This is a genomic window from Pseudomonas sp. G3-19, assembly GCF_054855875.1.
Genome location: NZ_JBMPIQ010000003.1, coordinates 2,089,809 through 2,102,843, shown reverse-complemented (window position 1 = coordinate 2,102,843; position 13,035 = coordinate 2,089,809). Strand labels below are relative to the sequence as shown.

Here is a 13,035-nt window from a genome sequence, read left to right as displayed (position 1 = left end):
TGCCAGATGCCTTACCTGATCGCAGAATCTTACGGAGATGAGATGACGTTTCCCCCTCTGCACAACTTCAAGGTGTTCGAGAGTGTGGCCCGCCTGGGCAGTTTGGCGGCCGCTGCGGTTGAGCTGCATGTCACCGTTGGCGCGGTGAGTCAGCAAGTCAAAGCGTTGCAGGCCGGTCTCGGTATAAAGCTGTTCGAGAAGCGCGGAAGGCAGCTGATGCTGACCGCCAACGGTCGACTGCTGCAAAAACATGTGGCAAACGCCATGGGCGAAATCAGCGGCGCGGTGGCGGCAATGCAGTCCGCTTGCGATGCGGAGCGCAACGTCGTCGACATCACCTTATCCATCCCGCCTGCCGAGGGCGTGGAGTGGCTGACGACGCCTCTGCTGCGCTTCATGGAAGCGTCCACTTCGGTGCGGGTGAAAGTGATCACCGCGCCGGGAATACCGCAAGTTGACTGGCGCCGGGCCGACATTGCAGTGGTCTACGGTTCGCCGCCGTGGCCGGGCGTCTGGTGGCGTTTGTTGCATGGCATCCGTATGACGCCGGTGTGCAGCCCGCAATATCTGCGGGGGCCGAAAGCCATTCGCGAGGTGGCGGATCTGGCTCGACACCGTCTCCTCCACGAAGACACCGGCAGCCAGTGGCAGCAATGGCTGGCCGACGCCAGTGTCAATTGCATCGGCACAGAGGACATCTACTTTGAAGACTTCGGCATGGTGTTGCAGGCGGCGCGCGATGGTTTCGGTGTCGCGCTGAGCGATGAGCTGGTGTCCGCACGGGATCTGGACGAAGGCCGGTTGGTGCGGCCGCTGTCGGGAACCTTGCCTGCGCTGCACAATTATTACGTGGCCTGTCCTGAAGCCGCGCGCGAACGCCCGCCAATCCGGGCGTTCATCGATTGGTTACTCGCTACGGCCGGGCAGCCCGCTCAGTAACCGTAGCCACGACCATCGGTAAACCGGATGTTGGTGAGAATACTGATGTCATTCTTGACCTTGTATAGATCGGAACTCCTGACCAGCTCTGGATCGCTGAAGGTTTCACCTTTGGTCTGTCCAGCAAGGATCAGGGCCATCTTGTCGCGAATCGCCTGCACATCGGCGAAGGTCATCGACGGCACTTTGGTCGGATCCTCGTCGGCATGCGCGCCATAAATGGAGGTTTGCCGATTGATCAGTTTCAGTGTGGCATCGAGCGAAGCGACGTAGTCTTTGAGATTGCCTGCCAGCAGCCACGATGGGTACACATGATCTCCCGAGAGCAAGATGTTGTGCGTCTCATCAAAAAGCGCGACTTCGTCCGGAGTGTGACCCGGCACGCTGATCAAGCGCACCTTGAGGCCTCCAAGGTCGATCGTCTCGTCGGGCTTGATCAGCCGCGCGACTTTGAAGGGCGGCACCACCATGTGATCGAAGTTGCCCAGATAGACCGGCTCGGGCACACGGTAGACGCCATCCTTGCCTCTGAACCGGCGAGTGAACGGAGTGTCGACCAGGTAGATGCTGTTGAAGTTGTGCAGGCCGCCCAGGTGATCAAAGTGCAGGTGCGATGGCAGCATCGAAAGCGGCTTGTCGGTGATCCTGCTCGCCACGTGCGTGATGTTTTCTTTCTGATTCGCCCCTGCATCGAACATCAACGCCTGGTTCTTCCCGACCAATAAATACGAGAAATTTTTCTGATAGTAATCGGGTTCGCCGATGGCGTAGAGAAAGTCGGTCAACCGGTGCACAACAAAGGCCGGGCCGGTGTCTTTAGTGGACTCCTGCGCTTGAACAGTGAACGGCGCCGAAAGGAGGACGGAGGAAGTCAGGGTCAGGATTTTTACGAACTTGCGCATGATTTGTGAACCTTTTTCTTGTTATCAGCGGATGGCGGGCTGTTTGTAGCCGTGCCTATCTCACGGGTTATCGGTTCACACATCAATGGATGATTTTTAAAGTGGGACACTTCATGTCAGCTAAAGCGTAAGTCGAGCTGACATTCAATCAGCCTTGAGGTTTTCCCGCGCCCACTGCTCAGCAGTCGTGACCTGAATCGCTCGATGCTCATTGAAAGTGCCCGCTTTAGGCCACGCCACACCTCGACCTTGGGCAAACACCGCGCGGTACTTTTTGATGTGGTGAGTGGGGTCTTTTTCCAGTTCCTGCATCAGGTGCGGCACTGTCCAGACGTTACGCTTGAAGGGCTGTCCGAGCACGCGTTCGAGAAGGCCCGCGACCTGTTCATAGGTCAGCGTGTCGCCCGACAGATACACGATCTCGTTGCGAAAACGCGGTTCGAAGAAAACGATTTCTGCGGTCAGCTTGCCGATGTCATCCGGGGTCGTGAGCGTCACGCTGGTGTCCAGGCTGCCCAAGGCGTTAACGGTGTCGTTGTCGAAATCAACGACTTCAAATACTGGCTCAAACAGGAAGCTGGTAAACATGCCGGTCGAGATGATCACCCATTCGGTTTTGTCCTGCGCGCGCAGCAGTTCGCGCACGTCGAGTTGAGCATCGAACAGATCCTGCGGACTGCCCCGGCCGATCACCTCGAAATCCACGCCAAACTGCCAGGGAAAGTAGCGTTTGATGCCGGACTTGAGCGCGGCGGTCGCCAGCTTCATCGGTGTCTCGCGACCAGCGACCATGCCGGCGCAGCCGATGACGGTATCGAACGGTGCGAAGATTTCGGCCAGTTGATCGATTGAATCGTTGACCAGATCTGCCGCCACCATTTGTACGCCGAGACTGCGCAGTTCATCGATTTCGGCTTTCTTTCCCTGCACCTTGCTATTGATCGTTGAGCCCCTGAGCAGCACGCTGATCGTGCTGCCGGGCGAGCGCTTTGCCACTCGCGCAAGGTTGCGCAAAACCGGCAGGCCGAGCTCACCTGCGCCCAGGACGAGAATGGATTGCGCGGAAGGGTGGTTCCATTCGGTCATGATGTCTCCTGAAATCTGCATGTAAGATCGGCAAATGCTGGCACGATCGGGCGGCACTCAGAAGAAGGCACACGCGTGATACCAGGTGAAGAAATGACTGATCAGCAAGCGCTCAGTGAGGCAGAAGCAATCTGCCAGACGCTCAGACGAGACGATGATGGCGTGCGCCGCGAAGTGCTTGCGCACGCCGGTAGTCGCTGGTCTTTGGGCATCCTGCATGCCTTGGGGGTCTACGGCACGATGCGCCATGCCGAGATCAAACGGCAGATGACCGGTGTGACTCAGCGCATGTTGACCAAAACCCTGCGTGCGCTTGAACGCGACGGCCTGCTGACTCGGCGCGAGCTCGACCAGGTGCCGCCGCACGTCGAGTACGAGCTGACGCCATTGGGCATGGGATTGCTGGTGCGGATGTCGCCGATCTGGACTTGGGTGGTGGAAAACGTCGAGGGTTTCCGCGAAGCGCGACGCACGTTCGATAGCCAGATCAGCAAGAAACCCTCGTGGCAAATTCCTGTGCCGGCGCGGGACGATTCTGAGGCGTCAGACTGATGTGTAGCGCCTCAGCTCAGCGGCAGGGCGAACACGGCACTGGCGCGCGCGACCGTTCGTTCACCGATGTGCAGACTGACGTCAGCAAACGCCGATTGACGTCCCTTTCTGGAGTGCTCAAGACGCACTTCGAGCCACTCGTTGATTTGCACCGCGCCGAGATAATCCAGAGTGATGCTTGCGGTGATCAATGGGTCGCTAAGGGCCATGTATCAACCTACCGCCATCGGCAGTATCGGAATACTGACTGAAGTTGTCTCTAGGCTCTGCGAGCCAATATCACTTTGGTTCGTTAGCGAACAAGATCGAGCGCGAGCATCTGGCCGATCGAGATCACGCCGGCACCAGACGCGTGCCGAAGATCTTTGCCGAGCCGTTCGATTTGGATGAGAGTGGGGGAGGGTTGCGGAAATGAATGAAAAAATGCGGAAACGATCCAGAAATTGCAGGGTGAAAATCTCAAACCCCGGAAACAACAAAGCCCTGGATAATCAGGGCTTTGTCGGTACATAAGATGGCGGAGGCGATGGGATTCGAACTCATGGACCTGTTACAGTCGACGGTTTTCAAGACCGTACAATGATCGGATCTTATGACTGACCGGCTCCTTTTGGGAAATTGCTTCCAACCGTAACCGAGCGACTTCGGCGAGAAACGGACGGCGATGAGCCTACCCATCTGGCCGCTAGCGAACGTTCAGGAACGACCGCTTCCGGCCAGAAGCGGGCATTCGATTTCGCTATTCATCAATCTCCAGAGCGTGCGAAATTACAAGCCCTTCAATTTCTCTCAAAGGCAGGCTCATGACCTCCACCCTGACAGTCTCGGATATTTTAGGTCCTTGGAGTGGGGATGCCCCCACAGGACTCATTCAGCGTTGCAGGGAGGCATGGGACACACCTCTGGAAAGTTTGAATGATCTTATGGTCGCTACTTTTTTGAATCAGAACATCGCGACCAAATACCTGCTGATCGAGGCAAAGCGCCGCATGAAAGACCAGGAACGAGATGAAACAGAGTACTTCGACGGCCAGCTTCTCGAAGCTATCGAGCGCTTGCAATCCGGGGAGTAATTCATCCCGACAGTTTGTTGCGTTCGACACGGACTATCTATATTGGATCGCTTTCTGTTTCACGCGACTGGCAGAAAACGGCCAGAAGCTGCGTTTTGGAGAACTAAACCTGAGATTCTCATTTGTCCAACAGAGTCCAGCCATGGCAAATGCCGTCAAAGTCTTTTGCCGTAAAAAATAATGTAAGTTCCTCTGGGTCAAATTTCTTGTATAGCCAGTGTTCGGGAATAGGGCCTCTCGTTACCAAGTACTCCAAGCGGTACTTTTGGATAGCTGCCGAACTGAGGCACGCTGAATTCAGCTCAAATCTGTCACCTTGATTGAGCGCCCATAGCTTTTCAACAAGACCGTCATCAAGTACGACTGCTTCAGCCGTTGCCATCAGATGCTGCGCATGAAGTTTTTTTTGGAGCCTGTGGCTTCTAGCCATAAATTAATCTACCTGTAAGCGTATGGGCATCGTAGTGCGGTACCTATAAGTGGGAATGCGCATGCATCACTTAGCTCTTCAGGCTTTCATCAGCCTGTAAAACTCCGCCAGCGCTTCGTGAAAGTCTGCCAGGGAAAAACTGACCGAGCGGTTCTCGGAGCCCCACTGAGTATTGATACCGACTTCCAGACCACCGGAAACGCTATGCCCAAAACGGCGCCAGTGCAAAGTAGTGCCGTCAATCACCTGTTCGGTCATCAGAACAAAGCAATCGAAGTCCATGTCATCGCCACAGACCAGCAGCGGAACCGGTGTCGTTGTGCCGTCCTGCGCAGGTGTGAAACGCCGTTGGGCGAGTGCGTCCTCTTCCTCATCCAGCAACCACATCAGTGAAAGACCGTTCAAGTCGAGATCAGGGTAGTCGAGGTGATTGTTGAGCCATTCTTCGATGGGTGTGTTGTCGATAAACAGCCAGGCACAGCTGCTGCGGCTGCATTTGGCTTGATGGTAAGCGGCGTGGATGCGGTGATGCATGGGATTCCATTTAACGATAGAGGGCCAAGGGCAAAGCGCTTGTTTGCGCATCAGTCGCCGAACAGGGTATCTGAGGGATGCACAAAGATCCTGGCCCGAATTACTGACACTTTGAAAATGCCGTTCAAAGGGCACGAAAGCAACCTCCTATGAGGGGCCGGTATTGGCCGATTGTTGCCTGTCGAGACCGTCTGAAAACGGCCAGAATCGGACGTTCGCATAAGCGATTGAGAATTTCCCGCCATACCACTACCATCAAAGTGCCACCGTGCGGGTAAAAAACAATTAAAATCCAAACTGAAAGTTGAAACGGAGTTCTATAATGCAGGATCTCGGAAAATACCTATTAAAACACGTATCAACTGACACTAGGCATGCAACAAATAGGTTTGAAATTGTAGATAAAATGTTTGACAGTTGGATGTCGGAAAAAGGGGTGACTGACCTATCAAGTGAAAAAGGAAAATTTACAAGCATCAAACAGGGTGCAAATGGAACTTTTTCTCGCAAGCTCATACAGAACGAGCTTGGAAGCCTGCGTGAAATACTATTAATTGAGATTTTTGAAAATGAGCATGCATTTGTAACTGAGCTTCGAATCGGACTTGTTGATAACTCGGTTTTTATATACTGCTCACTATCTGCAAAAAGACTGTCACAGATTATCGCTCCAGTCAGAATCCATCCCCGATGCCCTAGAATTATTAGAGAAATCATCGAGAAGTTCGATGACTGGGAGCTTGATGGAGACAAGATACCTTCCTCATCGATAATAGACAGCAATGGAGAAGACGGAGGTCTTGCACTGTGCACCAGGCTACTTGATAAAGGAAGGAAGTTTCCAGTCGTGGTCATTTCTGACGATCTCGATGAGCGACCTTGGCCGAACTTAGCTGAAAAACTTGCAAGGGATCTCGTTGGAGTCGCTCATGTAGCTGTCGTTGATGACGAGGGGTCTTGGGCAATGACAGATGAGTTAGGTAAGCGAGACTCCTGTTATCTCGGTGCAGTCCGACTGTATTGGCCACTGGGTGAGAAGGACTACCTTAGTTCTTCAATTTGGACGGCAAGCAAGCTTTGGGACGAATATTCGGGGGATATACCTGGACTAGGTAGATTCCAGTCAACTATCAGAGGAATTGTTCTCGAAACGTCTTCACTATCGCTTTCAGCGCCTAAAAGCCTCCGTGAAATCCCTAAGCGTGAGATGCGCGATCGTCTAAATGCTGCAAATGCTGAAGAAAAGGAAAAAGACCTAAATTCTATTATCGATGAAAACAGCGAATTAAACGACAAATTAGAAGCCGCAAATACTGAAATTTTAAAGCTCAAAAGTCGAATTGCGTTTTTAAGTTCAAAATTAGACGATGGCGACCCGGACAAAGACACAAATTCGCCAGAAGACTGCGAGACCGAAATTGCTCACTCTCCAGTAGGTGAAGGGCAAATAAGATACTATAAGAAAATCGGAAAAAAAGGTGATACCGACACATTGGTTTGTGTCAAACAATGCAACCACAATTCTTGGCGACCTGCCTTCAAAGCTATCCAGGCGGAAAAAGGAATAACAAAGCTGGAAGGTAGATCGGATTGGCGAAGTATCCAGCACTGCAACGGCTGCAAAGGTGGTGGACGGTGGAAGGTTCAGTGGTGATTTTCAAAGCTAATATTGTTTCGAAGCCCACCTAAAGGTGCTCTTGGAATCGTCGGCCCAGACTATCTGGCCGATGATTTCCAAGACAAACTTTGATATGGTTCGTCTAGAAGCAATCAAGCGGACGGCAACGAAAACTCTTATAATAGATATTATAAGTTAGCGCGACCTCCTGCCGAGTATCTTTCAATTACTACCGGGACGACTTACAACATACGATAAGAAGCGGCAAATACGATGCGAAAGGGGGGTTCTGGCGCTCGCCACAAGAGGCTTAGTTATTTTTTGCCGGGCATCTACATCGTAAGGCATTGACCTAATATTGTAATTATTTAGATCCTATTTGATTTAAGGAAGATGCTTATGAATTCTGGTTTTGATGAGGGTGATTTCAAGAAGGCTCGGGGTATGCTCCTATCCTTTTCATCCATACTCATATCTTTATGGTTTTTTGGTGCCGACTTAAAGTCGGTGTCATTACTTGGAACTACAATTGCATTCACGCAAAATACTCAACACGTCTGGATGGTGGCGCTAGCAATCAATAGTTATTTTTTGCTTAGATTCTATCAACACTCACCAAATGCGTCCTATTCAGAAAATAAGATTTATCAAAGTACTTTTGAAGATTTTTTGATTAAAAAAATGCAGCAATTGAAAAAGGAAAAAATAAAGGAAGATTTGTTCCAGAATCTGAAACATCTTGGAGCTCAAGAAAGCGATAATTATAAGCATGAAATTGTCAGGACTAGCTTCAGCACTGTAACCAACCCCCAGGACAAAAGAAAATTTTCTCGAGGGTTCGCTCGTATAGCAAAGTTTCAAGTTCGTGGAGAATACAAAAATCTCGACGCTACTGAGCTTAAAACCTCACCAGCATTCGAATATGGATATTCGTGTCCTTATTGGCTCGTAGTGCTAGCAACTTACCGAGCCAAGATAGCTGCAAACGTTAAAACATCATACGGAACTGAATACCTGCTGCCATATTTGTGGAGCAGCTGGGCAGCAGTGATTTGTATGCATCAATGGTTTGTTATAAACCAATTAAGTTTAATGAAGGCCTAGCTTCATCTATGCAAATCAATCTCCATTAAAAAAGATAGGTACCGCCGGAAACGGTCGGCCGTCAACTTCGCCTCTGGTCGTGCGTGCTCGCTTGCAAACGTCCGCTTCTGGCCGAAAGCAATCTCTCATACGCAGCCGCGTTCGGCCAAAAGCTGACGGTGGCGACCGCAAGCATTGTTATCAGTGTATTATTCGCACCGGACGCCGCCAGAGTTCAGGAAATCATGTGCAGAACTTAAACACCTAAGTCAAATGGCATACAACCTCAATCTTCTGGCCTATCAATAAAACACTGCTTGGATGCATCAATCAGCTTTCCACAGCCATCATGCTCGAACTCTATGTCATCCCGCGGAGTCCAAAAAATAAATGACAACCCTCCAAACAAGATTACCTGAGTGTACATCATATCCTCCTTTATGCTTGTCATGAACATATGATGCTTAGCAGTAAGTTTAACAATAGGCTCGTAATGGTCGGCAGGCAGCTGCTGCCAATACAGCCCTGACGCTCTGAGCTTTTCTTCAGTACGAGCCTCAAAGGCGGCTCTAAACACATGCCCGCTTTTAGAAGTTATTGCAATATCCCCATAAGTCTTGACAGTAAATAGGTAAGCCGCTTTGATTGCCTCGCGTATAATCAACATAAAATCACTGTAAAAACTCATATCCAAGCGCTCTTTGCTGTGGATAAGCATGGTTATATCGCCTTGTCTATTCCTCCCCTTGTCAGCCATATTCTTGGCAATTTTAGCCGCTTCCTCAAAAACCTCTTCGCTAAAGCCTTTTACCAAAAACTCCCCAGTGAGCTTGTTCTTTTCAATAGGCTTTCGATATTTGAAATCAATACTTTCCTTGCTAACATTCGCAGTAAATCGACCTCCCACCTCGGTCTCTCCATGCATGGTTGCAGTCTTCCCACCAGAGCGTCCGTGGATGTCGGCCATCATGCAAAGCATTTTAATAAGTTGGTCATTCACCATTGGAGCGTCAATCAGCTCATTAAGCCGACTATTCTCAGACAATGCTGCCTCTACAAAAAATGACTCCGGAGCGCCTATCCCTACTGGTAGTACATGCTCCCTATTAATCTGCCCAACCTCTATCAGAGGTCTGACCAGATAGGGGCAAAGAGTGTTTTTAATCTCAGTGTTTGCCATCTAAAAACTCCCGGATCCGTTAATTTTGCGCTAATTCATTAAACTTGCATGCAAGCAAATCAAACTCATCTGTAAGCCGGAGTGAGCGCGCTCTGTAGGCGGCGCTGTGCGTGCTCAAGGTAAAGTATGGATTCGAAAAAAATGTCCGCTTCTAGCCGGGAACAGCCACTCATGACGACCTACCGATGGGTTTTCTGATCACGGCATGACGATGCTGACTGTCAGTTACCAGTCCGATCAACGTTTTTCGGGTGCAGTACAAACCCACGTAGATGAGTTAAGGCAGTCACTTCAGGGTCAAGGCCACGCAACGTGGTTGCCCGCTGGCTACCATCAGGTAGATAAACTATGAGCTCATCTCCGTGAACCGAGTAGGTGCCGCTGTACTTTGTCCCTTCATGTTCAAAACTGATTTCCTCGTCCACACATAGCTCCTTTAATTAGTGGGAATTGATCCGTGCGACCAAAAGTATTTTGTCAGCCTGGTCGTCAAGCACATGCATTTTTCTATGGCAGTTGGGGCAGAGAGCAACTGTGTTTTCCACCGTATCTGCTCCACCATGTACAAGCCACTCGATATGGTGTGTCTCCAGATATGGCGTCCCATCCTTCCTGTTGAACGGAGAGGCTTCTTGGCATAAATCACATCGCCCCTTGGATCTACGCTTAGCGTGCTCTGCTACCCATGGTGAGCGCTGGTGTTGCGTGACTCTGGCGCTGCGCTTCCCAACATTGGCCCGTCCTTGACGCCGGGCTAACGCTTCTACCTCAGCGTCACTCAATTTCCGGGCCTGTTTTTCCTTAACCCGATTGAGTTGCTGCAGCGTGACATCAGAAATTGCCGGCGGAGTGCCCGATTTCAAACGCAAAGGGAAAACCCAAACAAAGCGGTCCTGCCCTTCTACATCCGGTTGTCTCTCTTGGTATGGCTCATCAGCCAGCATTACCTCACCGATGTAGGTATAGGTCTTGGCGGTAAAGACTTCGAATAGATGTACGGCCACTCCATTAATGCGCGATTCGTTCAGTGTTCTGTTTTGGTTGAACGCAAGAGATTGATCACCGACCTGACCCATACCGGTGTAATGCAATACATCTTCGACCCAGCGATCGTCGTAAATTGACGCCACGTGATTAGAAACAATGACGAGAGTGTTGGTTCGAATTGACCGGCGCATTCCACCTTGAGGACTGCACAAAAAATGAAGAATTAGGTCTTCGTTTTTAAGGTTTGATCCGGGGGCAGGAGAAATGAAATTAGCCATATTTCCGGATGATCTCTTGGGCAATGGGAATGTCGGCAGGAGCCAAGTTGTATTGAAGGAGTTCTTGAGGTAGCACCCACTGAAACCGGTCGTGGACCTGCAAGGTGAACTGAGTGGATTGCAGCTGAACTGAAATGGCGATCAGCTCGATCTCACCGCCGGGATAGGTGTAAGTCGTGGTGGTGAGTATTTCGCCGGCGACAGACTCAACACCAAGCTCCTCACGTAACTCACGGGTAATGCACTCCAGGGCAGATTCTTCGTGTTCAAGCTTGCCGCCTGGAAACTCCCACAGGCCCTCGAGTTTTTGACCTGGAGCCCTACGAGTGATGAGAATTTTCCCATCAAGATGAACGACTGCAGCGGCCACCGGTTTTTTCATGTCGCGAGTCCTTATCGCCGGGGCCAAAAGCACCATATAAACAAATGGCCATCATCATAACCGATTCCCTCAGCCGTTTTGAATCTAGACCAAAGTCGATCAATTTGTGAACCGCCCTAAGTTTTATTGACGCTCTTGATGTCCGTTTTTGGCCGAAAGCTGACGACCACGACTGACCGCTTTTGGTCGAATAGAACGACCGCTGCCTGCTAGGCATTCCTAGGACTGCCGTATACGCATAATTGCATCTTTAATCGCTTTTGCATTTGTGTCTAAGGTTTCCATAGCCATCACAGCGTTATCTGCAACTACCTGCACGCCATTAGCCGAAAGCCACACGGTGACCTCCTCTATTGCAGCCGCCAACGCATGCTGGTTGTGCAGTAGCAATGTCAAAGCATCTGCCGTTGCGATATTGGAGGCTGAGTGATCTGACATGAAAATCGTCCTTGAGCGATGGGTTTGAAAAGCCTAGTACATGCTGCGGAGTTGCATTGGCTTAAACACTTGTGCAACAGACATCTTTAGCGCACCACACAATGGTGGGACAGCTCATGTCAGATCTCACGGGACAACGTCAAGAGAGCGTTCATTGCACCAGTATTTCTATCCCCGTTTTTGACAGTATCAGTAGTGCCCAGATCGTAGCCGAAAACGCTTGCTTTAAAATTGCTACAAAGAAGGGAAGAAATCGCGGAGTCTTCGAGAAGGGGTACCTGGCTGGTACGATGCTGGTACAGGGCTTTTTAAAGCGGTCTTTTGGCCTTTATTAAATGGGGCAGGGACCGACGATGTGTCCGATCCATCATCGGAAAGACGGATAGCGCGCGAAAGCGGGCCGCATTGCTCTTTGCACTGGTGACAGCATCTCGTCGATTAGCGTGCTCTTAGAACCTTTGCGAACAGAAAAATCACGCCTGTTTAAATGAAGCCTGTTTTTGCAATTCCTCTCCTACACCACCTTGCGCCTCCCCCTACACCTAAGACAGAATCCGCCGGCTTGTGCGTCTAGCTCGCGGGTTCTATCGTCCCTACGTCACTGCATACCAGTGATCGGGTTTGGTAGCCCGCCTCCGTCAGAAGCACAAGACTACTGTCTTGCGAGGGCGTTTCTCGTCTTCGTTTTATGGTGGTCATGCGCGGGGCGTCTTCGGATGCGCCGGGGTTCCTGACGACCGGTCTACCAACCTGCGTATGGCCTCCACCCTTCGTTTGGTAGCGAGAGTGATGGCTCCTTTTCGTTTATCCGTCAGGAGTTACACCATGTTCAAACCAACACCGAATCCACCCGAAACCAACCCCGCATCCCCCTACGAATCCCTCGATTCCCGCAAGCTCCACGAAGCCGCCGAGCGCGCCCTCGATCACTACCTCACCCCAACCAGCCAGATCATGGCCAGCGGTGATCAATCCAAACCAATGTTCTTTGCCAACCCGGCCTACGACACCGAATCCCTGCTCGCCAACGCCAGTGAATCATTGGGTTCCGCCACGACCATGCTCAACGATTTCGCCGCGTTGCTGGAGGTCTCGCACCGCAAGACGCTGCTCGGCATTGCGCAGGTGGTGATGTTGGGGGAGTTGGCGGTGAATCAGGCGTTGGATAACGTCGAGCTCAAGGCGTAGAGCGCTGCCCTCCGTGGCAAGCGGCGAGGTTGTGGTCGCGGAGGGCGTTCTGTCGATGCGCAAAACAACCGCCGAAAATGGCGGGTTTCAGCCTGTTTCCACAGGAATAGCGATGTGCCAAAAAAAGTGATGGCAATGCGTCATCACGCGCTCAAAAAAGTTCAACGATTATACAAAAATATAAAGTTGTACAACTTTTCCCAAAATTTATAGCATCCGTTCCAACACCTTTGCTGAAACGATAAATCCAGCGTCAGTCCTGGATTTGTCCGCTGGTGCGTGGGCCGTCGGTACGGCTTTTCGCGTCAGTTTGTTGCAGCCGGGTCAGTGGAAGCTGCCCGTATTTCGCCCAGGACGACGACCCC

At 51.1% G+C, this 13,035-nt stretch carries 15 protein-coding genes and 1 pseudogene; 6 read left to right on the top strand and 10 right to left on the bottom strand.

Annotation, left to right across the window (positions count from 1 at the left end):
* The first annotated feature begins 42 nt into the window (after positions 1 to 42).
* Positions 43 to 939 carry a LysR substrate-binding domain-containing protein gene (locus tag ACOYXI_RS09660; RefSeq protein ID WP_460160796.1) on the top strand — a complete coding sequence of 299 codons (897 nt, stop codon included), beginning with the start codon at positions 43 to 45 and terminating at the stop codon, positions 937 to 939.
* Here ACOYXI_RS09660 and ACOYXI_RS09655 read toward each other — a convergent pair.
* Positions 933 to 1,841: an MBL fold metallo-hydrolase gene (locus ACOYXI_RS09655; RefSeq protein ID WP_460160797.1), complete on the bottom strand. Its 909-nt coding sequence runs from the start codon at positions 1,839 to 1,841 to the stop codon at positions 933 to 935. The two genes, ACOYXI_RS09660 and ACOYXI_RS09655, sit on opposite strands and share 7 nt — an antisense overlap.
* Before the next feature lie 144 nt (positions 1,842 to 1,985).
* Positions 1,986 to 2,927: an aromatic alcohol reductase gene (locus tag ACOYXI_RS09650; RefSeq protein WP_460160798.1), complete on the bottom strand. Its 942-nt coding sequence runs from the start codon at positions 2,925 to 2,927 to the stop codon at positions 1,986 to 1,988.
* Positions 2,928 to 3,020: 93 nt separating this feature from the next.
* Between ACOYXI_RS09650 and ACOYXI_RS09645 the strand changes: the two genes are divergently transcribed.
* Positions 3,021 to 3,479 (top strand): winged helix-turn-helix transcriptional regulator, encoded by a 459-nt coding sequence (locus ACOYXI_RS09645; protein WP_460160799.1) that lies wholly within the window; start codon positions 3,021 to 3,023, stop codon positions 3,477 to 3,479.
* Positions 3,480 to 3,490: 11 nt separating this feature from the next.
* Here ACOYXI_RS09645 and ACOYXI_RS09640 read toward each other — a convergent pair.
* Positions 3,491 to 3,673, bottom strand: a pseudogene (locus ACOYXI_RS09640) (acyl-CoA thioesterase domain-containing protein); the annotation flags it as partial.
* A 609-nt stretch (positions 3,674 to 4,282) separates the two neighbouring features.
* On the opposite strand from ACOYXI_RS09640, the gene ACOYXI_RS09635 reads away from it, so the two are divergent.
* Entirely contained in the window at positions 4,283 to 4,552 is a 270-nt protein-coding gene (locus ACOYXI_RS09635) for a hypothetical protein (protein ID WP_461674786.1), read from the top strand.
* Positions 4,553 to 4,670: 118 nt separating this feature from the next.
* Here ACOYXI_RS09635 and ACOYXI_RS09630 read toward each other — a convergent pair whose 3' ends face one another.
* Positions 4,671 to 4,982, bottom strand: a complete 312-nt coding sequence (locus ACOYXI_RS09630) for a hypothetical protein (RefSeq protein WP_461674785.1) — start codon at positions 4,980 to 4,982, stop codon at positions 4,671 to 4,673.
* Positions 4,983 to 5,060: 78 nt separating this feature from the next.
* A complete protein-coding gene (locus tag ACOYXI_RS09625; RefSeq protein WP_461674784.1) occupies positions 5,061 to 5,516 on the bottom strand; it encodes a hypothetical protein in 456 nt (151 codons plus the stop codon).
* A 322-nt stretch (positions 5,517 to 5,838) separates the two neighbouring features.
* Between ACOYXI_RS09625 and ACOYXI_RS09620 the strand changes: the two genes are divergently transcribed.
* Both ACOYXI_RS09620 and ACOYXI_RS09615 read left to right on the top strand, forming a co-directional pair.
* Positions 5,839 to 7,170, top strand: a complete 1,332-nt coding sequence (locus ACOYXI_RS09620; protein WP_461674783.1) for a hypothetical protein — start codon at positions 5,839 to 5,841, stop codon at positions 7,168 to 7,170.
* Between the two features lie 363 nt (positions 7,171 to 7,533).
* Entirely contained in the window at positions 7,534 to 8,238 is a 705-nt protein-coding gene (locus ACOYXI_RS09615) for a hypothetical protein (protein WP_461674782.1), read from the top strand.
* 265 nt (positions 8,239 to 8,503) lie between these two features.
* On the opposite strand, the gene ACOYXI_RS09610 is transcribed toward ACOYXI_RS09615, so the two are convergent.
* The 5 genes from ACOYXI_RS09610 to ACOYXI_RS09590 all read right to left on the bottom strand — a co-directional run bounded on the left by ACOYXI_RS09610 (position 8,504) and on the right by ACOYXI_RS09590 (position 11,482).
* Positions 8,504 to 9,397 carry a hypothetical protein gene (locus ACOYXI_RS09610; protein WP_461674781.1) on the bottom strand — a complete coding sequence of 298 codons (894 nt, stop codon included), beginning with the start codon at positions 9,395 to 9,397 and terminating at the stop codon, positions 8,504 to 8,506.
* A gap of 221 nt (positions 9,398 to 9,618) precedes the next feature.
* A complete protein-coding gene (locus ACOYXI_RS09605; protein ID WP_461674780.1) occupies positions 9,619 to 9,822 on the bottom strand; it encodes a hypothetical protein in 204 nt (67 codons plus the stop codon).
* Between the two features lie 15 nt (positions 9,823 to 9,837).
* A complete protein-coding gene (locus ACOYXI_RS09600) occupies positions 9,838 to 10,662 on the bottom strand; it encodes an HNH endonuclease (protein WP_461674779.1) in 825 nt (274 codons plus the stop codon).
* Positions 10,655 to 11,044, bottom strand: coding sequence for a (deoxy)nucleoside triphosphate pyrophosphohydrolase (locus ACOYXI_RS09595; protein ID WP_375123630.1), 390 nt, complete (start codon positions 11,042 to 11,044; stop codon positions 10,655 to 10,657). Before ACOYXI_RS09595 ends, ACOYXI_RS09600 begins: the two co-directional genes overlap by 8 nt.
* 219 nt (positions 11,045 to 11,263) lie before the next feature.
* The gene (locus ACOYXI_RS09590; protein ID WP_175553719.1) at positions 11,264 to 11,482 is read right to left on the bottom strand and encodes a hypothetical protein; all 219 of its coding nucleotides are present in this window, start codon (positions 11,480 to 11,482) and stop codon (positions 11,264 to 11,266) included.
* A gap of 825 nt (positions 11,483 to 12,307) precedes the next feature.
* Here ACOYXI_RS09590 and ACOYXI_RS09585 point away from each other — a divergent pair.
* Positions 12,308 to 12,670, top strand: a complete 363-nt coding sequence (locus tag ACOYXI_RS09585; protein WP_098964684.1) for a DUF6124 family protein — start codon at positions 12,308 to 12,310, stop codon at positions 12,668 to 12,670.
* Positions 12,671 to 13,035 lie beyond the last annotated feature (365 nt).

What these genes read in the sequence shown, in the direction of transcription:
- ACOYXI_RS09655 (WP_460160797.1), bottom strand. Translation starts at nt 1,841, where the DNA reads ATGCGCAAGTTCGTAAAAATCCTGACCCTGACTTCCTCCGTCCTCCTT.
- ACOYXI_RS09585 (WP_098964684.1), top strand. Translation starts at nt 12,308, where the DNA reads ATGTTCAAACCAACACCGAATCCACCCGAAACCAACCCCGCATCCCCC.
- ACOYXI_RS09635 (WP_461674786.1), top strand. Translation starts at nt 4,283, where the DNA reads ATGACCTCCACCCTGACAGTCTCGGATATTTTAGGTCCTTGGAGTGGG.
- ACOYXI_RS09595 (WP_375123630.1), bottom strand. Translation starts at nt 11,044, where the DNA reads ATGAAAAAACCGGTGGCCGCTGCAGTCGTTCATCTTGATGGGAAAATT.
- ACOYXI_RS09660 (WP_460160796.1), top strand. Translation starts at nt 43, where the DNA reads ATGACGTTTCCCCCTCTGCACAACTTCAAGGTGTTCGAGAGTGTGGCC.
- ACOYXI_RS09645 (WP_460160799.1), top strand. Translation starts at nt 3,021, where the DNA reads ATGACTGATCAGCAAGCGCTCAGTGAGGCAGAAGCAATCTGCCAGACG.
- ACOYXI_RS09610 (WP_461674781.1), bottom strand. Translation starts at nt 9,397, where the DNA reads ATGGCAAACACTGAGATTAAAAACACTCTTTGCCCCTATCTGGTCAGA.
- ACOYXI_RS09650 (WP_460160798.1), bottom strand. Translation starts at nt 2,927, where the DNA reads ATGACCGAATGGAACCACCCTTCCGCGCAATCCATTCTCGTCCTGGGC.
- ACOYXI_RS09615 (WP_461674782.1), top strand. Translation starts at nt 7,534, where the DNA reads ATGAATTCTGGTTTTGATGAGGGTGATTTCAAGAAGGCTCGGGGTATG.
- ACOYXI_RS09625 (WP_461674784.1), bottom strand. Translation starts at nt 5,516, where the DNA reads ATGCATCACCGCATCCACGCCGCTTACCATCAAGCCAAATGCAGCCGC.
- ACOYXI_RS09590 (WP_175553719.1), bottom strand. Translation starts at nt 11,482, where the DNA reads ATGTCAGATCACTCAGCCTCCAATATCGCAACGGCAGATGCTTTGACA.
- ACOYXI_RS09630 (WP_461674785.1), bottom strand. Translation starts at nt 4,982, where the DNA reads ATGGCTAGAAGCCACAGGCTCCAAAAAAAACTTCATGCGCAGCATCTG.
- ACOYXI_RS09620 (WP_461674783.1), top strand. Translation starts at nt 5,839, where the DNA reads ATGCAGGATCTCGGAAAATACCTATTAAAACACGTATCAACTGACACT.
- ACOYXI_RS09600 (WP_461674779.1), bottom strand. Translation starts at nt 10,662, where the DNA reads ATGGCTAATTTCATTTCTCCTGCCCCCGGATCAAACCTTAAAAACGAA.